20 protein-coding genes are annotated in these 20,488 nt (G+C 65.1%); 8 read left to right on the top strand and 12 right to left on the bottom strand.

What is annotated here, in order from left to right; translation table 11 throughout:
• Positions 1-19: 19 nt before the first annotated feature.
• From LB529_RS00445 to LB529_RS00410, 8 genes are all read right to left on the bottom strand, one after another.
• Entirely contained in the window at positions 20-1,015 is a 996-nt protein-coding gene (locus tag LB529_RS00445; RefSeq protein ID WP_224709862.1) for a Rieske 2Fe-2S domain-containing protein, read from the bottom strand.
• A complete protein-coding gene (locus tag LB529_RS00440) occupies positions 1,012-2,157 on the bottom strand; it encodes a GNAT family N-acetyltransferase (RefSeq protein ID WP_224544060.1) in 1,146 nt (381 codons plus the stop codon). The genes LB529_RS00445 and LB529_RS00440 overlap by 4 nt, the downstream gene beginning before the upstream one ends.
• On the bottom strand, positions 2,154-2,708 hold the full coding sequence (locus LB529_RS00435) for a hypothetical protein (RefSeq protein ID WP_224709861.1): 555 nt from the start codon (positions 2,706-2,708) through the stop codon (positions 2,154-2,156). Before LB529_RS00435 ends, LB529_RS00440 begins: the two co-directional genes overlap by 4 nt.
• Before the next feature lie 35 nt (positions 2,709-2,743).
• Entirely contained in the window at positions 2,744-3,409 is a 666-nt protein-coding gene (locus LB529_RS00430) for a hypothetical protein (protein ID WP_224709860.1), read from the bottom strand.
• Positions 3,406-4,230, bottom strand: coding sequence for an MBL fold metallo-hydrolase (locus LB529_RS00425; protein ID WP_224544062.1), 825 nt, complete (start codon positions 4,228-4,230; stop codon positions 3,406-3,408). The genes LB529_RS00430 and LB529_RS00425 overlap by 4 nt, the downstream gene beginning before the upstream one ends.
• Positions 4,227-5,210 (bottom strand): NAD-dependent epimerase/dehydratase family protein, encoded by a 984-nt coding sequence (locus LB529_RS00420; RefSeq protein WP_224544063.1) that lies wholly within the window; start codon positions 5,208-5,210, stop codon positions 4,227-4,229. Before LB529_RS00420 ends, LB529_RS00425 begins: the two co-directional genes overlap by 4 nt.
• A gap of 3 nt (positions 5,211-5,213) precedes the next feature.
• Positions 5,214-6,203: a 3-oxoacyl-ACP synthase III family protein gene (locus LB529_RS00415; RefSeq protein WP_224709859.1), complete on the bottom strand. Its 990-nt coding sequence runs from the start codon at positions 6,201-6,203 to the stop codon at positions 5,214-5,216.
• Between the two features lie 86 nt (positions 6,204-6,289).
• Positions 6,290-7,087, bottom strand: a complete 798-nt coding sequence (locus tag LB529_RS00410) for an alpha/beta fold hydrolase (protein ID WP_224709858.1) — start codon at positions 7,085-7,087, stop codon at positions 6,290-6,292.
• A gap of 114 nt (positions 7,088-7,201) precedes the next feature.
• Here LB529_RS00410 and LB529_RS00405 point away from each other — a divergent pair, with 114 nt between their 5' ends.
• Positions 7,202-8,098 (top strand): LysR family transcriptional regulator, encoded by an 897-nt coding sequence (locus LB529_RS00405; RefSeq protein WP_224544066.1) that lies wholly within the window; start codon positions 7,202-7,204, stop codon positions 8,096-8,098.
• Here the strand turns inward: LB529_RS00405 and LB529_RS00400 are convergent.
• Entirely contained in the window at positions 8,095-8,544 is a 450-nt protein-coding gene (locus LB529_RS00400; protein ID WP_095767020.1) for a DNA polymerase III subunit chi, read from the bottom strand. The genes LB529_RS00405 and LB529_RS00400 overlap by 4 nt on opposite strands.
• Before the next feature lie 9 nt (positions 8,545-8,553).
• Positions 8,554-10,056 carry a leucyl aminopeptidase gene (locus LB529_RS00395; RefSeq protein WP_140842345.1) on the bottom strand — a complete coding sequence of 501 codons (1,503 nt, stop codon included), beginning with the start codon at positions 10,054-10,056 and terminating at the stop codon, positions 8,554-8,556.
• A 377-nt stretch (positions 10,057-10,433) separates the two neighbouring features.
• On the opposite strand from LB529_RS00395, the gene lptF reads away from it, so the two are divergent.
• The 7 genes from lptF (at position 10,434) to LB529_RS00360 (ending at position 18,682) form a co-directional block, all read left to right on the top strand.
• A complete protein-coding gene (gene lptF, locus LB529_RS00390) occupies positions 10,434-11,630 on the top strand; it encodes an LPS export ABC transporter permease LptF (RefSeq protein ID WP_095767018.1) in 1,197 nt (398 codons plus the stop codon).
• Between the two features lie 2 nt (positions 11,631-11,632).
• The gene (gene lptG / locus LB529_RS00385; RefSeq protein WP_224544067.1) at positions 11,633-12,715 is read left to right on the top strand and encodes an LPS export ABC transporter permease LptG; all 1,083 of its coding nucleotides are present in this window, start codon (positions 11,633-11,635) and stop codon (positions 12,713-12,715) included.
• On the top strand, positions 12,715-15,126 hold the full coding sequence (locus LB529_RS00380) for an LPS-assembly protein LptD (protein WP_224544068.1): 2,412 nt from the start codon (positions 12,715-12,717) through the stop codon (positions 15,124-15,126). The genes lptG and LB529_RS00380 overlap by 1 nt, the downstream gene beginning before the upstream one ends.
• 236 nt (positions 15,127-15,362) lie before the next feature.
• The gene (locus LB529_RS00375; RefSeq protein WP_095767016.1) at positions 15,363-16,283 is read left to right on the top strand and encodes a SurA N-terminal domain-containing protein; all 921 of its coding nucleotides are present in this window, start codon (positions 15,363-15,365) and stop codon (positions 16,281-16,283) included.
• A 128-nt stretch (positions 16,284-16,411) separates the two neighbouring features.
• On the top strand, positions 16,412-17,467 hold the full coding sequence (pdxA, locus tag LB529_RS00370) for a 4-hydroxythreonine-4-phosphate dehydrogenase PdxA (RefSeq protein ID WP_224709857.1): 1,056 nt from the start codon (positions 16,412-16,414) through the stop codon (positions 17,465-17,467).
• Positions 17,468-17,474: 7 nt separating this feature from the next.
• On the top strand, positions 17,475-18,320 hold the full coding sequence (gene rsmA / locus LB529_RS00365; RefSeq protein ID WP_224709071.1) for a 16S rRNA (adenine(1518)-N(6)/adenine(1519)-N(6))-dimethyltransferase RsmA: 846 nt from the start codon (positions 17,475-17,477) through the stop codon (positions 18,318-18,320).
• 68 nt (positions 18,321-18,388) lie between these two features.
• Positions 18,389-18,682 carry a DUF1330 domain-containing protein gene (locus LB529_RS00360; RefSeq protein ID WP_224709856.1) on the top strand — a complete coding sequence of 98 codons (294 nt, stop codon included), beginning with the start codon at positions 18,389-18,391 and terminating at the stop codon, positions 18,680-18,682.
• 184 nt (positions 18,683-18,866) lie between these two features.
• Here the strand turns inward: LB529_RS00360 and gmk are convergent, their stop codons facing one another.
• Entirely contained in the window at positions 18,867-19,541 is a 675-nt protein-coding gene (gene gmk, locus LB529_RS00355) for a guanylate kinase (protein WP_095767013.1), read from the bottom strand.
• A 4-nt stretch (positions 19,542-19,545) separates the two neighbouring features.
• Positions 19,546-20,436, bottom strand: coding sequence for a YicC/YloC family endoribonuclease (locus LB529_RS00350; RefSeq protein ID WP_224709855.1), 891 nt, complete (start codon positions 20,434-20,436; stop codon positions 19,546-19,548).
• Positions 20,437-20,488 lie beyond the last annotated feature (52 nt).

Below are 20,488 nucleotides of genomic sequence, written 5' to 3'. Positions count from 1 at the left end.
AAGGTATGTGCACTATAATTCACAGTTCGATATAATGCACCCTTGTCTCACTCGCAGCCGCTGGCATCTTCCCATCCATGATCGCGGCGATGTCGCGGCGCAGGAAATCGAGGGGGCCGATCACCGGCAGGGCTTGGGGCGGTAGCCGGGCATTGTCGCTGGCCGATTTCAGCACCCGGCGATCTTGGTGCAGCGCGATGTTGAAAAGCGGCTTGAAGGCCAGTGCCTTCAGCTCGCCGAGCAGGCCTTGGCGCCGGCCGATCAGCCAGCCGACGCCCTCGACAGTGCGCTCGTCGGCCTGGCGCAGATGGAAGGTGGTGGCTAAGACCAGCCCGTCCCTGCCCCAATATTCGAGCTCGGCGATGCCGGGATGGCGGAAGCGGCCGATGGTTTTCGCACGCTCGCCTTCCATGAGCCGGCTGATCAGGCCCTGCTGACGGTCTTCGCCGGTGTAGCAGGCCTCGACCCAGCCCTCGCCTCCGGTCACCTCGACCCGCACCAGATGGCGCTTCGAGGTCAGGCCGCGCAGCAGGCCTTTATGGGTGAAATGGGTATGGGTGGCATCGAGGATGTTTTCCGCCGCATCGATGACCGTCGACTGCGTCGACGAGCGCACCCGCCGCACGACGACATCCTTGCCCTGCATGCAGTGCAGGTAAGGCTCGCTCGTCGGCGAGCCGGAAGAAATGAAGACGACGCCGTCGCGCTCGATCGCTGCAAAGCGGCGGACCCGGTAATGCGGCATGGCGCCGACATGGCCGGGGATCGCGGTGCAGCGTCCCTCGCCGTCATAGCGCCAGCCATGATAGGGGCATTCGATCTCCCCGCCGACGATCCTGCCGGTCGACAGCTCGACCAGCCGGTGCGGACAGCGGTCGAAAAGTGCCGCAATGCCTTGCGCCGAGCGGAACAGCACCACGGGCGCGCCGTCGAACAGGACGCGCTTCGGCCGCCTGCCGATGTCGGTCGACAACGCCACCGCCTGCCAATGGGCTTCCCCGCCGCGCTCGTTCACAGTTCGAACCTCCTGAGCAGGGGAATGCCTACCGATCCCAGCACGGCCTCCATGACGCGGATCGCCATGCGTCGGCGAAGCGCAAGATGCCCGGCATAGACAGCGTTGTATTCGATCGCCGCGACCGCGCCGCGCCGGCGTTTGAAATCGGCGGCGCCCGCGCTCATGTTGAAGAACAGGCCGCGCGAGGTCGCGTGGTCCTGCGCCACCGCCATCATCATGCGATAAAGCCCGTCGGCGACCGGCAGGCTGGTGTCATAGCCAACGATGGGCTGGGTCAGCGAGCCGCCGTTCTCGAACAGGCCGGTGACGGCGACCAGCTCGCCGCGCGGCCGGCGCAATCCCGCCAGGCTGATGATGCCGCGCCGGTGCATTTCGGCGATGTAGCGTCCGGTGTAGTGCGGATTGAGCGGCGTGTATTTGTCGAGGTAGAGCATGGTGTAGAGCTGCTCGGCGCGCGCATAATCGGCCTCGGTGAAATCGCCATTGCCCACTCGCTCGAACGGCGTTGTGCGCAGGCAGGCGCGATCGCGCTTCATGTCGCGGGTCATGGTGGGCGATGCGCTGCGGTCGGCGAAAATGTAGATCTGTCGCGCCGCCAGCATGCGGAACCCCTCGGCCTTCAACGCGGCAATGGTCGCCGGATCGGCGATATCATTCAACGAGCGGATGACGATGGCGCGATCGGGGAAACGGGCGGTCAAGGCCGAACGCAACGACGCGGCTGTCGGCCGGTAGAGCAGCGGCACCGGATTGGTCGAATAGAGCCAGTTGTTGACCTGCGCCTGGCGGTCGAGGCCGCTCGCCCTGACCAGCGGCGCGCAGGCGCCGATCAGTGCGTTGAGCGCGCGCCGCAGCAGCGGGCGACCGGCGAAGTTGCGCGTCTCATCCATCGCGTAGTCGATATAGGCGCTGGTCGGGCAGCAGATATAGCAATTGTGCGCCTCACTCCCGTCGTTCAACGTCAGCGGAAAAATGCCTCCGGCGATTTCGAGCGTCTCGACTTTCGTGTCCAGATTGGCGATGAGGTGGCGCACCGGCATCTCGTTGAAAAGCCTTACAAAAGCCTCGACCTTTGCCGGCTTGTTCTCGACCCGGTCGGCCTGCTGCACAGGCCTTTGCGCCATCGCCGCGCCGCTCATCGCGCGCGCTCCAGGCGGGCTTCGACGCGACGCAGCTTGCGGCCTGTCTCCAGCGGCAGCGGCGCGCGGACGAGCGTGACGGTAGCGACCGCCTGTCGCGCATCCAGCAACGCTTGCACCGCTTCATGCGCGGCCGCCGCCGCATCATCCGCGAACGTTGGCGGAAGGCTGAGCTCGACCTTGTCCGGCCCGGTCTGGACAAGACGAAAATCGTCGATGCGGCGATCGGCCTTGAGCACGGCGTTGCGCAGCACATCCGGCGTGACGAGCACCGGGCCGTCCGGCGAAGCAAGCCGGAAGACATCGTCCATGCGGCCAACGATCTCGTCGACGCAGCGCAGCGGCGAACCACATCGGCAAGGTGCTTCGGACAAGCGCAACAGGTCGTTCATCCTGTAGCGCGCCATGATCTGTGTCCGGCGGCGAAAGGTTGTCACCAGCGGCGTCACCAGCCCCTCGCCCGCCAGCTCGAATTCGAAGAATACGGAGTCTTCGGCAAGATGCAGTCCGCCCTGCCGGCAGGTGACCGCGAACAGGCCTTCGGTCGCCATGTAAATCTGATCGAGCGGCAGCCGGAAGAAATCCTCTATAACCGGACGTCAACCGGATCCAGCGTTTCAGCCGCCGAGAAGACACGCTTCGGACGCAGACGGAAACCCTCGCTTGCGAAATGGCGCAGCATCTTCGGCGGCGCGATAATGACCGTCGGCTCGAAGGCTTCGAGCGCGCCGCGCCAGCTTTCCGGGCCCGAGGCCAGATCGAAGAAGGCGAGCCTTATCAGACGCGATTTGCGGGCGCTGTCGTAAAGCCCGGTGTTCTGCGGCAGGATGACGGCGACGCGCATGCCGCGCCAGAGAAGATCGGGCACCGCCTTGGCCAAGATCGCGCCCAGCCAGCGGTATTTTTCGGCCTCGGAAATCACGAACAGGCCGCGATTGCCCGACGTTCCGGTGCTGGCGCCGACGGTGAGCGGTCCGGCGCGGCCCTCGCCCGCCAGGGCCGCCCAGGCTTGCGCGGCGGTGAGATGGTGGATGTTGAAATCCTCAAAACGCGCCATCAGCAGCGCCTTTTCGGTGACCGGGAGATCGCTGAGGCGCGCCGGCGCCATGCCGTAAAACGGCGCGCGCGGCAGGTCGCGATCGAGGAAGCGCCGCAAGGCGGCCGCCTGCCAGCGCTCGAAATCCGCGCGGCTCTTCCGCGAGACCCAGCGCGTCAAGGCGAAGGAGCCTGCCGCTTCCGCCAGCCCGTTCATGCGGCCTCCGGTGCGAGGTCGTAAGATGTCGAAGCGGGATCATGGCAGAGCATCACCTCGCCGCCGGAAGCGAGGAAGCGACGCAGCATGGCGCTGGTCGGCTCGATCGCCACCGCGTCCTCGGCGATCAGGGTGGCCGGGAACCCCGGCGTGCGGTTATGGGTCAAGGCCTTGAGCAGCCATTGCGCATCGACGGCGTAGAGCAGCGGCCGGGCCGGCCCCGTAAACAGCAGGCCGAACTGGCCGTCGGCATGTCCTGGAAGATCGACCGCGATGACGCTGCCGTCGCCGAAGAGATCGGCGCCGCCTGGCGCGCCTTCGCGCGCCTCGACTCGCCGCTTAGCGGACAACGCCTCCAGCCGCGCCTCGAAATCCGGAGGGAAGAGTTCGGTGAAGACGCCGTGGCGCAGATTCTGCCTCGGGCCTCGCGCCTTGACCCGCGCCCAGGCCGCATCGCTGGCGATGAAGCGGGCGCTGCGGAACAGCGACAGGCCCGAAATGTGGTCAGCATGAAAGTGGGTGACGATGATTGTGCGGATGTCGTCAGGCGACAGACCGAAACGCCGCAGCACCGGCAGGACCTGCTCGTCGGCGTTGAGCTCGGGTTTCAGCAGCGCACCGTAGAGCCGAAGCGTGCGGCTACGCCGCTCACCGCTGAGCGCCTCAGATGTGTAGCCGGTGTCGATGAGCACAGGCCCGGCAGTTGGGTGAAAGGACAGCCCGTAGCGGACTCGCAGCCTGACGCTTTGCCAGTTGCCGCCGCGCAGGATCAGCCGTTCGGCGGCGCTCACCCAGGCGCTGTTGGCGAAGACGATCCTCATGCCTGCGCCCCACCGGAAAAAGTGCGGTCAAGCCCTTGCTCGAACGAGATCTTCGGTGCCCAGCCAAGCATCCGCTTGGCCTTGGACAGATCGAGGCTTTGCGCATAAGCGAAGAGGCCGAGCCCATAGCGGGTGACCGGCGGCTCGGGGCGGCCAGGCAACCGGAGCGCCACTGCTTCCATCAGGCCCGCCGCCAGTATCGCCGGCATGAGCGGCGTCGGCCGCCAGCGCGCCTCGAGACCGGCGCGGGCGCAGGCCTCGTCGGCAATGCGGCGGACCGGCAGCACCTCGCCGCCGGAGATGTTGAAGATTTGGCACTCCGCCTCCCCGGGCGCGGCAAGCGCCGCCATCACCGCGTCGACGACGTCGTCGACATAAGTGAGGTCGATGGCCGCCCGGCCATTGCGAAACAGCGGCAGCGGCCGGCTTTTGGCTGCCTTGATCAGGCGCGGCAGCAGCGCGTGGTCGCCTTTGCCGTAGATGCCGCGGGGCCGCAGCGCCAGCGGATGAATGGCGGGCTGGCCGAGCACGATCTTTTCGGCCTCGCGCTTGGTGCGGGCATAGTGATTGACGGGCTCCGGCAAGGCCACGTCCTCGCTGAGCCCAAGCTGGTCGCGGAAGGCAAAGCAGACGGACGGGGTGGAGATGTGGACGAAGCGGCTGACGCCTTGCCGCTGCGCGAAATCGACAAGGTTGCGCGTTGCCGTGACGTTGGCCGCCTCGAAATCAGCGAGGCGTCCGAAAGGCGAAGAGAGCGCCGCGCAATGGATGATCCGTTCGACCCTGCCAAGCCTCGGATCGAGCGCGGCGTCGAGCGGCTGCGCGAGATCGTGGCGGACGATGCGATGGCCGGCGGCCTCCAGCGCGGCGCAGCACGCTTCATCGCGGCCGAGCCCGAGCGCCAGCGTGCCGGACGCAGCCAGCCGCTCTAGCACATGCGAGCCCAAGAAACCGCTGGCGCCGGTGACGAGCACGGCCATTCCTCAGACCTCCAGCGCCATGCCGCCGAAGGAGACGCCGGCCGACGTGCCGAGGATGAGCAGCTTCATGCCCGGCGCTACGCGGCCCTCGCGGCGCGCGACGTCCAGCGCGAAGGGAATGGACGCCGCGATCTGGTTGCCGAAGCGGGCGGAAATGTCGACGAGCTTTTCCGGCGCAAAGCCGGTCTGGCGCGCCATATGGGCAAGCGCGAACGGGCTCGCCTGGTGCGGCACGACGAGATCGACATCGCCATGCCGCCAGCCGGCGCGCTCAAGCAGAGCGGCGACGAAGCCGTTGAAATGGCGCGCGGTGAGCCTGAACAATTCCTTGCCGTCCATGTGGAACAGGCTGTGCGCGGCGAACGCTTCCTGCTCCTTGCGGAAATCGAAGCGCGTGCCGCCCGAACCGATGCCGCAGGCTTCCCAGCCCGACGGATAAGTGCGCATCAGGCTGGCCGCCACCCTGCCCTCGCCTTGGCCGCCTTTGCGCAGCACGGCGGCCGCGGCGCCGTCGCCGAAGAGCGCGGCGATCTCGGGCGCATCCTGCCACGGCAAGGCGCGCGAGGCGATCTCGGAGGAAAACACCAGCGCCGTCTCGCATTGCCCGGCCTCGATCATGCGGCCCGCGGTCTCGAAGGCGGTGAGGAAGCCCAGGCATGTGCTGTTGACGTCGAAGGCGGCAGCCGAGCCGTCGGCCAGCCCAAGGCGCTGCATGACCAAGGGCGCGGTCGCCGGCAGCGGCTGATAAGGCACGCCGCAGCCGCCGATGATCAGGTCGACGGCGCCGGGATCGAGGCCGGCATCCTCAAGCGCCAGCGTCGCCGCGGCGCAAGCTAGATCGATTTGCGATTCGCCCTCGCAGACATAGCGCTCGACGACGCCGGTCGCGGTTTCGAGCGCGCCCTCGCCGAGGCCAAGCCGCTTCTCCAGCGTCCACGTCGTGACGCGCTCAGCCGGTACCGCCCTGCCGGTTCCGACGATCCTGATCCGCATTCTCCCCCCGCCACATGAGCTTGGCCCTTATCTAGCGCAAAAAGCGATCGATAGCGACGTTTCCACGCTCGTGCGGCACTGCCAGGTCATCGCTTCCGGAGGAAACCCGTCACCGCCTCCATGAACTCCGCTGGACGCTCGACATTGAGCAGGTGGACGCCGGGCAAAAGCAGGAGTTCCGCGCCGGGGATCGCCGCCGCGATCGCCTCGCTGTGGCTTGCCAGCGTCACCTTGTCGTCCTCGCCGCCGATGACCAGCGTCGGCGCGGCGATGAGGGAAATCGGGCGGCGCAGATCGGCGTCGCGGACCGCGGCGAAGCATCCCGCCAAGCCTTGCGGCGACATGGCGAGGATCGCGGCGTGGAATGGCTCGACTGTCTTGTTTTGACCGGCAAGCATGGAGGCAGGGAACCAGTTTCGCATGAACATGTCCGCCGTCGCCGACAGGTCGTCGGCCGCAAGCACGTTGCGTATCTGCTCGTCGAAATAGGATGCCGGCCCGAGATGTGGCGAGGTGTTGGAGAGGATCAGGCGCTCGATGCGCTCCGGCGCATGGATGCCCAGCCACTGGCCCACGAAACCGCCCAGCGACAGGCCGAGGAAATGCACGCGGGCAAGCCCGAGGAAATCGAGCAGTTCCAACACGTCGCGGCCGAGACGGTCGAGCGAATAGGCGCCGGCCGGCGCGTCGGAGCCGCCATGGCCGCGAAAATCATAGCGCAGCACGCGGAAGGATTTGGCAAATTCCGGAACCTGGCCATCCCACATGTGGAACGTCGTGGCGATGGAGTTGGAGAGCATCAGCACCGGACGGTCTTCCGGACCGTCCAGCCTATAGCCGATGCGGGCGCCATCGCCCGCAGTGAAGTGCAGCGTGTCGGTCATTTTGGATCCTCATCCTTTCGGCGCTTTTGGAAGGCTTTCGATGAGGCAAAGTAGGCATCGTAACTATCGAAGAAAATTACTATGATGCGACAATCTTTGTAGGACTTTTCGACTATGGATGGCGTGAAACTTCACGATCTCAGATGTTTCGACGCGGTCGCTCGCCGAGGCAGCTTCCAGGCCGCAGCCCAGGCCTTGCACCGGACGCATCCCTCGGTGTTCGCAGCCGTCGCCCGGCTCGAAGAGCAACTTGGCCTGAGGCTGCTGGATCGCAGCGGCTACCGGGTGAGCTTGACCGACGAGGGCCGCCTGTTCCATGCGCGGGCGCAACTGACGATCCGCGAATTCGAGCATCTTCGGACCTATGCGGGCCAGCTGGCGAGCGGCGAGGAAACCATGCTGCGCCTCGTCATGGGCGACGTCTGCCCTCGGCCCAGAATACTCGGCCTGCTCAGCTGCTTCTTCGCCGAGCGGCCGCGCACGCGCCTGCATCTCGACTATGAAGCGATCGGCGGGCCGGTCGAGCGATTGATGGACGGCGAAGCGGACCTCGTCTTCCACCGCGCCAACCCGTCCGATCCGCATCTCGAGAGAATCAACCTGTGCGAAGTCGCCTTCGTGCCGGTGGTGGCGCCGGGCTTCCTGCCGTTCGACCCGGGGAATGACGTCACGCCAGAAGCGATGCGGCCCTTCACCCAATGTGTGATCCGCGACACGGCGCGGCGTCCTTCACCAGAAAACTTCTTCGTCATCGACGGCGCACACTCCTGCTCGGTGCCCGACCATATGATGAAGAAGGAGTTGATCCTGCACGGGCTTGCCTGGGGCCACCTGCCCGACTGGTTGATCGAGGACGACTTGCGCGACGGACGGCTGCTCTCGATTGCCGGCCGGCATATTCCCGGCCGCACCGAAACCGTCGCCGCGGTGCGGCGACGCGACAAGCCGCACGGACCTGTGGCCGAGGCGCTGTGGCGGCATCTTCAGGATAGTGCCGGACTTGCGAGCTAAGCCTTGCGTTCCCAGCGTCGGTCCTGCGTCTGCTGCCAGTAGGTCACGGCGTGGCCGGCTTCCTTCATCGTCTTCCAGTGGCCGCGGGCGGCTTCGAGCTGTGCCGCGTCATGGCCGTCGAACAGGAAGACGGCGCGCTCGTAGCCGGACAAGTCGGGAGGCGTCGCGCCGTCGACCAGAAAACGGATCTGCGCGGCATTCTGGTTGCCCTCGCCCGTGGTGAGCAGGATCGGCTGCTCGGCCGGATAGGCTTCGCGGTCGGTGGCATGCGCCAGGAAGGAATCGTCGCGAAAAATCCACAGATGCTGGTCGAGCGCGTCGCGGCGATCTTCCGTGCCGGTCTGCACCACCGCGCGCCATCCGCGCTCGACGCTGCGTTCGAGCAGGCCCGGCAGCGCCTCCTCGAGCGTCGATTCGGTCAAATGGTAGAACAGGATGTCGGTCATCCCGGAAACCTAACCCTCATAGTGATCGCGGACCAGGCGGTCGAGCAAGCGCACGCCAAAGCCCGAGCCCCAGGACTGGTTTATCTCGCTCGACGGCGCGCCCATCGCGGTGCCGGCGATGTCGAGATGCGCCCAGGGCGTGTCCTTGACAAAGCGCTGCAGGAACTGCGCGGCGATGATGGCGCCGCCATAGCGGCCGCCGATGTTCTTCATGTCGGCGTTCTTGGAATCGATCAGCTTGTCGTATTCAGGCCCGAGCGGCATGCGCCACAGCCGCTCCTGCGATGCCTGCCCGGCGCCGAAAAGCCGGCCGGCAAGCTCGTCATTGTTGGAGAAAAGGCCGGCATAGTGCTGGCCTAGCGCCACCATGACGGCGCCGGTAAGCGTCGCCAGGTTGATCATGAATTTCGGCTTGAAACGGTCGTTGGCATACCAGAGCGCATCGGCCAGAACGAGGCGGCCTTCCGCATCGGTGTTGAGCACCTCGATCGTCTGGCCCGACATCGAGGTGACGATGTCGCCGGGACGCTGGGCATGGCCGTCGACGGCGTTCTCGACAAGGCCGATGACGCCGACCACATTGGCCTTCGCCTTGCGCGCAGCGAGCGCACGCATAAGGCCGGTGACGGCGGCGGCGCCACCCATGTCGCCCTTCATGTCCTCCATGCCCGAGGCCGGCTTCATCGAATTGCCGCCGGTGTCGAAGGTGACACCCTTGCCGATGAAGGCGAGCGGCGCGTCCTTGGCCTTGCCGCCGTTCCAGCGCATCACCGCCAGGCGCGCGCCGCGCGGCGAGCCTTGCGCGACGCCGAGCAGCGAGCCCATGCCGAGCTTCTTCATCTCCTTTTCGGCAAGGATCTCGACCTCGACGCCGAGCTGTTCCAGCGCCTTGACGCGCTCGGCGAATTCGACGGGCCCAAGCGCATTGGCCGGCTCGTTGACCAGATCGCGCGCAAGCAGCACGCCGTCGACCACCGCTTCCTCGCCGGCGAAAGCCTTTTTCGCGGCAGCGGGATCGGCGCAGTGAACGGTTACCCTGGCGGGCTTGCCCGACTTCGTGTCGGATTGGCCGTCTTCCTTGTCTTTCCTGGTCTTGTATTTGTCGAAGGAATAGCTGCGCAGCAGGATGCCGGCGGCAAGGCTCGCCGCCTGGCGACCGTCGGGCTGATACTCCGGCAGATCGAGGATGACGGCCACCTCGGTCGCTTTGCGCAGCGAAGCGGCAACGGCGCCACCGAGCTTCAGCCAGGCATAGTCGTCGAGGCTCGAGACCTTGCCGGCGCCGACCGCCACCAGCCGGTCGACCGGCGTTCCTTCCGGGGCCAGCACCTCGGCCGAGCTTGCGAATTTGCCGGAGAAATCGGCGACCGGAAAGGCGCGAGCCAATGCACCAGCCGGATCGCAGGCCTTCGCCGCCTCGCCGAGCCCGCCATCATCGGCCGCGAAGACGAAGACGCTGCCCTTTTTGGGCGCGGCGAATTTGGCGAAGGAAATGGATGGTCTCGACGTCATCAGGTCCTGCTTTCGGGGATGGCCGTAGGGTGCCGGCAAAGGTAATTTTCAACGGGCGAGAGGTTTGGCAAGAGTGCGCGACATTTGGTCGTTTTCCGCCATTTGGCAAGACTTTGGCCGAAATCGCGGTCTATATCGGCGCCACCATAGACAAAGGATTCGCCTCGGCACGGCCTTAGCTTGCTGCCGCAACCTGCTGTTAACCATCGATGTTTTGCATTTCTTATTCATTGGCGCGGAGACTCCGCCACGCCGGGGCACGTGGCGTGGGGCGACAAACCGGAGCGAGCCGCCCATGACGCAGTTGTGCGGGCGCCGCCGGATCACTACCTTGTCGGCGGGCATGATGCCGTTCGGCAAAATCGAGAAAAGCCTTCATGAAGGTCGTTGAACGCTACATCATGCGCCGCGCGCTGACGATGTTCCTCGCGGCGCTGGTCTGGACGCTGGCGATCGTGTGGACCACGCAGGTGCTGGCCAAGATCGACCTTGTCACCGACAATGGCCAGTCGGCGCTGACTTTCTTCGAAGTCGCGGCACTCATCATCCCCTCGATCATCCCGATCGTGGTGCCGTTCGCCCTGGTGGTGGCGGTGGCGCAGACGCTGAGCGCCATGAACACCGATTCGGAACTCGCCGTGCTCGGCGCCGCCGGCGCCTCACGCTGGACGATCGCGCGGCCGATCCTGCTGCTCGCGATAGCGGCTTGCGCGTTTTCCTTCATCGTCGACAACGCCATCGATCCCTATGCCAGGCAGAAGAACCGCCAGCTGGTGGCAGCATCGCGCGCCGACCTTCTGTCGCTGATCATCCAGGAAGGCACGTTCCGCAAGATCGACGAAGGCCTGTTCCTGCAGGTTGGCGAGCGGCTTCCCGGCAACCGGCTCGGCGGCATCTTCGTGGCCGATTCACGCGAGGAAGGCGCCAGCCTGACCTACTACGCCAAGACCGGCAGCATCGTCGAAAAGGGCGACGAGAAGGTGCTGATGATGAATGACGGCGTCATCAACCGCAAATCGGTGACCGGCGACCTCTCCGTCATCCGCTTCACCTCCTATGCCTTCGACATGTCGGCGTTCATGTCGGCGGCGAACGACATCACGCTTTTGCCCAAGGACCGCACGACGCAATATCTGCTCAGCCCGGATCCCAACGACAAGATGTTCCAGCGAGAACCGGGCAGCTACCGGGCGGAGCTCAATCAGCGTCTCGCCGAATGGTCCTATTCGCTGGTGTTCGCGCTGATCGCGCTTGCCGTTGCGGGCGACGCGCGCTCGCACCGGGAGGCGCGCATCAATCCGCTGATCACGGCAATCGCGATCGCGCTTTTCGTGCGATGGCTGGGCTTCTTCGCCGCAGGCAAGGCCGACAGGGTCTGGTACTATGTCTACCTGCTCTACGCTATACCGCTCATCGCCTCCGCGGTTTCGATCTGGTTCATCGTATCGTCGCGCACCATGGAATTGCCGGTCAGTTGGGCAGACTGGCTGACGGGCCTCGCCAAGCGAGCCGGCGACAACTGGACAACATTCAAGCTCTGGCTCGTCCGGCGCACTTCCGGCCAGGGAGCCTGACCATGGGCTGGACGCTGGGCCGCTATTTCTTTTTCCGTTACGTCTCGATCACCTTCTGGTTCTTCCTCGGCCTGCTGGCGCTGGTGTTCCTGATCGACTTTACCGAGCTTTCCGGCCGCACGACCGGGCTGCCCGGCTTCACCTACGGCACAGCCTTCGCCATTTCGGCGCTCAGGATGCCGATGATCATGCTGCAGACGGTGCCGTTCGTCGGACTGTTCTCGGCAATGGCAACGCTGGTGTCGCTCAACCGCCGTTACGAGCTGGTGATCGCCCGCTCGGCCGGCGTCTCGGCCTGGCAGTTCCTGTTTCCGTGCTGCGTCGGCGCGCTGATGTTCGGCGTGCTGTCGGTCGCGGTGATCAATCCGATCGCCGCGCATGGCTTTTCCTGGTCCGAGCAGATGGAGAACGACCTCAGGGCCGGCAAGTCGAACGCCGTCACGACCAACGTCACGCCGTGGCTCAGGCAAAAGACCGAATCGGGCGACACCATCATCGGCGCCCGCGCCATCCTCAATCAGGGGCTGGAGATGGCGGACGCGGTGTTTTTCATCCTCGACCCGCAGGGCAACATCGCCGAACGCAAGGATGCAGCCAAGGCCTTCCTGCGCGACGGCTATTGGGACTTGCAGGACGTAAAGGTCTTCAAGGGGGGCAATATCCAGGCGCTGGCGTCCGACAGGGTGCCGACCAATCTCAAGCCGGAATTCGTGCAGGAGCGCCTGGCGCGCCCGGAAACCATCCCCTTCTACGAGCTGCCGCGCAAGATCGAGGTTGCCCGGTCCTTCGGACTCAAGGCGAATGCCTTCGCCATGCAGTTTGATTCGCTGGTTGCCTTGCCGTTCCTTCTCGTCGCCATGACGCTGATTGCTGCAACGGTTTCAATGCGATTTGCGCGAATGGGACAGTCGGCAACGATGATTCTGGGTGGCGTCGTGGCCGGCTTTCTGCTTTATGTCGTTTCGGTACTGGTCAAGGCATTCGGTGTAGCCGGATTCGTGCCTACTGTGGTGGCTGCATGGGTTCCGGTTGTCGTGGCTATGTTCTTTGGGGTGACGTTTCTGCTATACAAGGAAGACGGCTAGTGAGGGAGGCGGTTTTGCGCAGCCATAGGCAGGCCGGTTTGGCACGCCTCTATGGGGCGACTGCCTTGGCGTGTCTGTTCGCTTGCGCGGTGCCGACGGCAGCCGCGCTGGCGCAGCAGATCACTGCCAAGTCCGTCCCTTCCGGCACCCAGATGCTGCTGGCCGCCGACACGCTTGTCTATGACAACGACACGCACACGGTGACGGCCGTCGGCGGCGTGCAGATCGACTATGGCGGCAACAAGCTGGTCGCCCAGCGCGTGGTGTATAACCGCGACACCAAGCGCCTCGTCGCCAGCGGCGCCGTCGAGTTGATCAACAGCGACGGCACCAAGGTCAATTCCGACCATATCGACATCACCGACGACTTCGCCGACGGCTTTCTCAACGCGCTGCGCGTCGAGACGGTGGACAAGGCCTATTTCGCCGCCGAGAGCGCGGAGCGCATGGGCGGCGTGCTCACCACCTTCCACAACGGCGTCTACACCGCCTGCGAGCCTTGCGAAGACAAGCCGGACAAAGCGCCGACCTGGCGCATCAAGGCGCGAAAGATCATCTGGAACGGCGAGAAGAAGACGGTCCGCTTCGAAAACTCGAATTTCGAGTTCTTCGGCTTCCCGCTCGCCTATCTGCCGGCCTTCGAGATCGCCGACCCGACGGTGAAGCGCAAGAGCGGCTTCCTTATCCCCGGCATCGTCTACAACAACCATCTCGGCGTCGGCATCAAAGTCCCTTATTATTTCGCTCTGTCTCCGACCTATGACCTGACCGTCACCGGCAGCGGCTATACCAAGCAGGGTTTCCTCGGCGAGGCCGAGTGGCGCCAGCGCTTCAACAACGGCCAGTACACGCTGAAGATTGCCGGCATCAATCAGCAGGATCCCGGCGCATTTGTCGATTCCGCCGGCCATAATGTGAATTCGGGGCCTGCCAACGACCCGAACAAGTTCCGCGGCATGATGGGCACCAAGGGCCAATTCGCCATCAACGAGCGCTGGGACTTCGGCTGGGACGTGCTGCTGCAGACCGACAAGAATTTCTCGCGCACCTACAACATCGAAGGCTACAACGACCTCGTCCACCAGTCGTCGATCTACCTGACGGGCTTGAGCGACCGCAATTATTTCGACGTTCGCGCGATGCGCTTCGAGGTGCAGGAAGACACGCTCTCCAGCGACCTGACGGCGCGCTCGGCCAAGCAGCCCTGGGTGCTGCCGTCGCTCGACTACGCCTATATTCCCGACACGTCGGTGGCCGGCGGCCAGTTGTCATTCAACGTCAATACACGCGTGATCAGCCGCAACCGGCTGGATGCTGTGCTGGCCAATCCGATCGACAGCACTTCCATCAACAATGTGCGCGGCATCGAAGGCGAGTCGAGCCGGTTGACGGCGGAAGCCGAGTGGAAGCGCACCTTCACCACGGATGGCGGTCTGCAACTGACGCCGCTGCTCGCCTTCCGCGGCGATGCCGGTTACGTCAACGCCAATTCGGCTTCGCTCGCCGCCGTCAACCAGATGGGGACGAATCTCGGCGAGGACGATGACATGCGTTCCTCGCTTGCCCGCTACATGGCCACTCTCGGCCTCGAGGCGCGTTGGCCGCTCCTGTTCTCTATGGCGAACTCCAGCCATGTCCTGGAGCCGACGGCGCAGGTCTTCGTGCGCCCGAACGAGCAATATGTCGGCGGGCTGGCCGTCCCGAACGAAGACGCGCAGAGCTTCGTCTTCGACGCCACCACGCTGTTCGAACGTGACAAATTCTCGGGCTATGACCGCATAGAAGGCGGCACGCGCGCCAATGTCGGCTTCCGGTATTCAGGCGCCTATGACAATGGCTGGGCCACGAACGCAATTTTCGGCCAGTCATACCAGCTCGCGGGCGAAAACTCCTTTGCCGCGCCCGACCTCGTCAATGTCGGGGCCGAGTCCGGCCTGGACAAGCAGACCTCGGATTATGTCGGCCTTGTCGGCTTCAACAGCCCGAGCGGCTTCTCCGGTTCGCTGAGCGGGCGTTTCGACGAGCAGACATTCGAGGTGAGGCGCGCCGAAGTGAAGGCCGCCTATTCCAGCCTGCCGATATCGCTCAGCGCCAAATATGCCTTCATCGAGGCGCAGCCGCTCTACGGCTTCACCACCGACCGCCACGAGCTCACGCTCGGCGCTTCGACCCATCTGGCGCAGAACTGGCGGCTGTTCGGCACCGGCACCTACGACATCGAGACAAATGTGCTAGTCAAGGACGGCGTCGGCTTCGCCTACAACGATAGCTGCTTCACTTACATCATGACGTATTCGCAGACGCGCGACACCGTCACCAAGGAAGTGTCGCAGAACATCGGTTTCAACCTGTCGTTCCGCACGCTCGGCGATTTCGGTTCGTCAACAAGCGCGGTCGATACCATCCAGTGATCAAGCGGCGGGCGCGCGGTCTCCGAGCCGTGCGCCGGCTGGGGCGCTGATGGGCTTTGGTCTTGATTTGGAGCGTGTTCCTTCGAAAATGGGCGCGTTTCCCAGGGCCATGCGCCGGCGACATCGTTTCGCCGCATAAGATGGGCATGGGGTCGACTGCATCCGGCAGGCGTTCGGAGGACGCGCGGCGCCGCGATGGCGGGAAACTCGAGATGGGGAAAAATTAGGAAGGTAAGATGAGGAAATACCTGTTTTCAGCGGGATTCGCGCTTCTGGTGGCGGCCTCCATTTCGGTCACGGCTGTCGTACGGCCTGCTTTCGCCGCTGAGATCAAGTATGTCGTCAACAACATGCCGATCACCACCGGCGACATCGCGCACCGCGCCGCCTTCTTCAAGCTGCAGCACAAGAAGGGCGATGCCGCGCAGGAGATGATCGACCAGACGCTGCGCCTGGCCGAGGCCAAGCGGCTCGGCATCCACATCACCGACCAGCAGGTCGACGCCGCCTACCAGCGCTTTGCCTCGGGCAACAAGATGCCACTGGCGAAACTCGACGCGATCATGGCGCAGTCGGGCGTCACCAAGGAACATTTCAAGGAATTCATCCGTGCCCAGATGGCCTGGAACCAGGCGCTCAGCTCGCGCTACCGCTCCGGCGAAGGCGGCTCGGTGACCGAGCAGGACGCCGTGCGGCGCATGCTGGACAAGGGCGGCGCCAAGCCGACCGCGACGGAATACATGCTGCAGCAGGTGATCTTCGTGGTTCCGGCATCGGAGCGCGCCGGCACGCTCGCCAAGCGCAAGCGCGAGGCCGACGCCATGCGCGCCCGCTTCAGCGGCTGCAACACTACGCGGGAATTCGCCAAGGGCCTGATCGACGTCACCGTGCGCGACCTCGGCCGCGTGCTGGCGCCGCAATTGCCGTCCGACTGGGCCGAGCAGATCAAGGCGACCAAGGTCGGCGCCGCGACGCCGACGCGCGAGACCGAGCGTGGCGTCGAGTTCATCGGCATCTGCTCCTCGCGCGAGGTTTCCGACGACAAGGCCGCGCAGATGGTGTTCCAGGCCGAAGGCAGCAACGACAAGGACGCCGACGAGCTCAGCAAGAAATATGTCGCCGAGCTGCGCCAGAAGGCCAAGATCGTCGAACGCTAGAGCCGGATGATTTCAGGTCGAGTCGACCTGAAATCTGAATCCGCCTCTAAATCAAAGAGATAGAGCATGATGTCGTCCGAAAGCCGCTGCACACTTTTCGGCATCATGCTCTGAGCGACAAGCGTGCGATGCCGCAGCCAGCCGACCGCATGAGCACGCAGAAGACCCACGCGCCGCTGGCGCTCAGTGTCGGCGATCCCTCGGGCATCGGGCCCGAGATCGCCATCGCCGCCTGGCAAGCTGGCGACAGCGCCGGTGTGCCGCCCTTCTATCTGCTTGCCGACCCCGCTTTGATCGAAGCCCGCGCCCGCCTGGTCGGCGCGAATGTGACGATCGCCGAGACCTTGCCCGGACAGGCGGCGCACCACTTTGCCCGGGCTCTGCCTGTCGTTCCGCTCGATGCGCGTCATTTCGACAGCCCGGGACAGCCGAACCCGGCCAACGCCGCCGGCACCATCGAGGCCATCGACCGCGCCGTCGCCGACTGTCTCGCCGGCCACGCCGCGGCGATAGTCACCTGCCCGATCTCCAAGAAGCCGCTTTATGATGCCGGATTTGGCTTTCCCGGCCACACTGAATATCTGGCACACCTGGCTTCGCGCCACACCGGCAGGGATGTGACGCCGGTGATGTTGCTGGCGGGACCCGATCTGCGCACCGTTCCGGTGACCATCCACATCGCTTTGGCCGAAGTGCCGAAGCTGCTCACGACGGAGCTGATCGTCACGACCGCGCGCATCACCGCCGCCGATCTCGAGGCCCGCTTCGGCATTGCGCGGCCGAAGCTTGCGATCGCCGGACTCAACCCGCATGCCGGCGAAGGCGGCGCCATGGGCCTGGAGGATGCTGCGATCGTGACCCCGGCCGTCGAGATGCTCAAAGCGGAAGGGATCGACGCGATCGGACCGCTGCCGGCCGACACGATGTTTCATCCGCGCGCGCGCGCTTCCTATGACGCGGCGCTCTGCATGTATCACGACCAGGCGCTGATCCCGGCCAAGACTTTAGCCTTCGACGAGGCGGTGAACGTGACGCTGGGCCTGCCCTTTGTCCGAACCTCGCCCGATCACGGCACCGCTTTCGACATTGCCGGCAAGGGTATCGCGCGCGCCGACAGCCTGATCGCCGCGCTAAGGCTGGCGCGCCGGCTGGCCGACAGCGGACGGCAGGCCACCGCCGCGTGAGGATCCATTGAGCGGGCGCACCACAATCGACGGGTTGCCGCCGTTGCGCGAGGTGATCGAGCGGCATGGCCTGCAGGCCAAGAAGGCACTCGGGCAGAATTTTCTGCTCGACCTCAACCTGACCGGCAAGATCGCGCGCGCCGCCGGCGATCTCGGCGAGGCGACGGTGATCGAGGTCGGCCCAGGCCCGGGCGGATTGACGCGGGCGCTTCTCTTCAACGGCGCGCGGCGCGTGATCGCCATCGAGCGCGACGAGCGCTGCCTCGAAGCGCTGGCCGAGGTCTCCAGCCACTATCCCGGTCGCCTGGAGGTCATTCCCGGCGATGCGTTGAAGACGGATTTTGCCGCGCTTGCCGGCGCGGCGAACGGCGGGCCGGTGAAGATCGTTGCCAACCTGCCCTACAATATCGGCACCGAGCTTCTGATCCGCTGGCTGACGGTGGCCGATTGGCCGCCCTTCTACCAATCGATGACGCTGATGTTCCAGCGCGAGGTGGCGGAGCGCATCACAGCGGTCCCGGACAGCGACGCCTATGGCCGGCTCGGCATCCTGGCCGGCTGGCGCACCGAGGCGAAGATCGCCTTCGACGTGCCGCCGCAGGCATTCACGCCGCCGCCGAAGGTCACCTCATCGGTGGTGCATCTGGTGCCGCGCTTATCTCCCCTGCCCGTGGACGCCAGAAAGCTGGGCCGCGTCACCGAGGCCGCCTTCGGCCAGCGCCGCAAGATGCTCAGGCAAAGCGTGAAGAGCCTTGGCGGCGAGGCGTTGCTGACGCGGGCCGGCATTGACCCGACGCGGCGGGCGGAGACGCTCAGCGTCGAGGAATTCGTAAGGTTGACGAACGCGGTTTGACCGCCAGCGTCACTGGAATCCAGAACCCGGCGCCATAGATAGTCAGGCGAAACCAGCCGGAGCCTGCAATGCCTGCCTATGTCATTTCCGATGTCACTATCCGCGACAGGGAGGCGTTCGAAACCTACCGAACTCGCGCCGCGGCCTCCATCGCCGCGCATGGCGGACGCTATCTCGTTCGTGGCGGCGAGGTGGAGACACTGGAGGGGAGTTGGAAACCCGGGCCGCTCATCGTCGTCGAGTTTCCCGACATCGAGACCGCGCGGCGCTGGTATCGCTCCGGCGATTACGCGGCCGCACTTGAGGTTCGCGACGCTGCGCTTAGCCGCAACCTCATTCTGATCGACGGGATCAGTTCGTGACGCGGCGAATTGCCCGAAAACGGCCGCGCACGATCAAGCTGAGGCGCTTTTGCCGAGAAACGGGCGGCAACGGGTCGCAAATAGAGGTCTGGTTCACTTTTGCTTTTTGTACCGCCGCAGGCCGGCGCTGCCCCTCATCCGACCCTTCGGCCACCTTCCCCCCGTAAGCGGCGAGAAGGAAAGATCACCCCGTCTTCTCGTCCAGCAATCCCGAAATGAAGTCGAACAGCCCAGGCCGCCTGTCTCGGCGAAGCCGCTCCGCCGTGACGATGGCGCGGACCTCGGCGAAGGCGCGGTCGAGATCGTCGTTGACGATGACGAAATCGTATTCCTTCCAATGCTCGATCTCGAGGCGGGCGTTCTTCAGCCTGGTCTCGATGACCGATTCCTGGTCCTCGGCGCGGCGCTTCAGGCGCGCCTTCAATTCCTTCATCGACGGCGGCAGGATGAAGATCGAGACGATGTCGGCGCGCATCTTCTCCTTGAGCTGCTGGGCGCCCTGCCAGTCGATATCGAACAGCATGTCGCGGCCTTCGGCCAGCGCGATTTCGGCCGGCTCGCGCGGCGTGGCATAGCAATTGCCGTGCACTTCGGCCCATTCCAGCAGCGCATCGGAATCGCGCAGCCGCTCGAACTCGCGCATGGTGCGGAAGTGATAGTGGACGCCTTCGATCTCCGAGCCGCGGCGCGGCCTTGTCGTGACGGAGACCGAAAGCTCGAGACTTCCATCGCTTTCGAGAAGATTGCGCGCGATGGTCGACTTGCCGGCGCCCGACGGCGACGACAGCACCAGCATCAATCCGCGGCGGCGGATGCGGGACCCCAGATCCCTGGCGGCCGTCGGCTCCTTGGCAACCATCCCGTCACTCCAGATTCTGGACCTGCTCGCGAAACTGGTCGACCACCGCCTTGAGCTCCAGCCCGATCGCGGTAACCGCGGCAGCGTTCGACTTGGAGCATAAGGTATTCGATTCGCGATTGAATTCCTGTGCCAGAAAATCGAGCTTGCGGCCAACGGCGGCGCCGCTTTTGAGCAGCGCGCGCGCCGAAGCGACATGCGTCTTCAGCCTGTCGATCTCCTCGCGGATGTCGGCCTTGCTGGCGAGGAAGGCCGCTTCTTGATGCAGCCGGATGGCGTCGAGATTGGCCGAAGCATCCGTCAAGAGGCGCACCTGCTCGGCGATACGCTCGCGGATTGCCGCGGGCTCGCGCGACGGGTCGGCCTCGGCCTTCAGCGTCAGCGTCTCGATGATGTCGACATGGCCGGCAAGAAGCGCGCCCAGCGCCGCGCCCTCGCTGCGGCGCGCCTGCTCCAGCCCGGCGAGCGCCATCTCGAGCGCAGACAGAATCGCGGCGTCGAGAGCGGCCCGCTCCTCCTCCGTCTCCACGGCTTCGGGAATGTCGAGCACACCGCGCAGGGAGAGCAGGCCGTCGGCCGTGGCGGGCTCGGTGCCGAACTGCTCCTGCAAACGCCTGGCCAGCCCTGCCAGGTCCTTGAGGAACGCCTCGTTGACCACCGGCTGGATTTGCCTTGCGGCGGCGCGGCCGACGGTCAACGTCGCCTGGAAATTGCCGCGCGCGAAACGCTTCTGAACGGTCTGCCGGACGGCCGTCTCCAGCCGGTCGAAACCCTGCGGCAATCTCAGCCTCACCTCGGCGCTCTTGCCGTTCACCGATTTCACCTCCCAGGCTATCGAGGTGCCCTCGCTTTCAGCGGCGCACCGCGCAAAACCGGTCATGCTTTGCAGGCTCATTGCCCTGTCGTCCCCCTGTCGCAGCCAAGGCATGCGTTGCCCAGCGCTGCGC

This window comes from Mesorhizobium sp. CA5 (assembly GCF_020165105.1).
Lineage (GTDB): Bacteria > Pseudomonadota > Alphaproteobacteria > Rhizobiales > Rhizobiaceae > Mesorhizobium.
The sequence above is the reverse complement of the archived record's forward strand: the minus strand, read 5'-3'. Positions and strand labels throughout refer to the sequence as shown.

Excerpts from the sequence above, each read along its gene's own strand:
- LB529_RS00440 (WP_224544060.1), bottom strand. The coding sequence starts at position 2,157 with ATGAGCGGCGCGGCGATGGCGCAAAGGCCTGTGCAGCAGGCCGACCGG.
- LB529_RS00435 (WP_224709861.1), bottom strand. The coding sequence starts at position 2,708 with ATGGCGACCGAAGGCCTGTTCGCGGTCACCTGCCGGCAGGGCGGACTG.
- LB529_RS00430 (WP_224709860.1), bottom strand. The coding sequence starts at position 3,409 with ATGAACGGGCTGGCGGAAGCGGCAGGCTCCTTCGCCTTGACGCGCTGG.
- LB529_RS00425 (WP_224544062.1), bottom strand. The coding sequence starts at position 4,230 with ATGAGGATCGTCTTCGCCAACAGCGCCTGGGTGAGCGCCGCCGAACGG.
- LB529_RS00420 (WP_224544063.1), bottom strand. The coding sequence starts at position 5,210 with ATGGCCGTGCTCGTCACCGGCGCCAGCGGTTTCTTGGGCTCGCATGTG.
- LB529_RS00415 (WP_224709859.1), bottom strand. The coding sequence starts at position 6,203 with ATGCGGATCAGGATCGTCGGAACCGGCAGGGCGGTACCGGCTGAGCGC.
- LB529_RS00410 (WP_224709858.1), bottom strand. The coding sequence starts at position 7,087 with ATGACCGACACGCTGCACTTCACTGCGGGCGATGGCGCCCGCATCGGC.
- LB529_RS00405 (WP_224544066.1), top strand. The coding sequence starts at position 7,202 with ATGGATGGCGTGAAACTTCACGATCTCAGATGTTTCGACGCGGTCGCT.
- LB529_RS00400 (WP_095767020.1), bottom strand. The coding sequence starts at position 8,544 with ATGACCGACATCCTGTTCTACCATTTGACCGAATCGACGCTCGAGGAG.
- LB529_RS00395 (WP_140842345.1), bottom strand. The coding sequence starts at position 10,056 with ATGACGTCGAGACCATCCATTTCCTTCGCCAAATTCGCCGCGCCCAAA.
- lptF (WP_095767018.1), top strand. The coding sequence starts at position 10,434 with ATGAAGGTCGTTGAACGCTACATCATGCGCCGCGCGCTGACGATGTTC.
- lptG (WP_224544067.1), top strand. The coding sequence starts at position 11,633 with ATGGGCTGGACGCTGGGCCGCTATTTCTTTTTCCGTTACGTCTCGATC.
- LB529_RS00375 (WP_095767016.1), top strand. The coding sequence starts at position 15,363 with ATGAGGAAATACCTGTTTTCAGCGGGATTCGCGCTTCTGGTGGCGGCC.
- pdxA (WP_224709857.1), top strand. The coding sequence starts at position 16,412 with ATGCCGCAGCCAGCCGACCGCATGAGCACGCAGAAGACCCACGCGCCG.
- LB529_RS00360 (WP_224709856.1), top strand. The coding sequence starts at position 18,389 with ATGCCTGCCTATGTCATTTCCGATGTCACTATCCGCGACAGGGAGGCG.
- gmk (WP_095767013.1), bottom strand. The coding sequence starts at position 19,541 with ATGGTTGCCAAGGAGCCGACGGCCGCCAGGGATCTGGGGTCCCGCATC.
- LB529_RS00350 (WP_224709855.1), bottom strand. The coding sequence starts at position 20,436 with ATGAGCCTGCAAAGCATGACCGGTTTTGCGCGGTGCGCCGCTGAAAGC.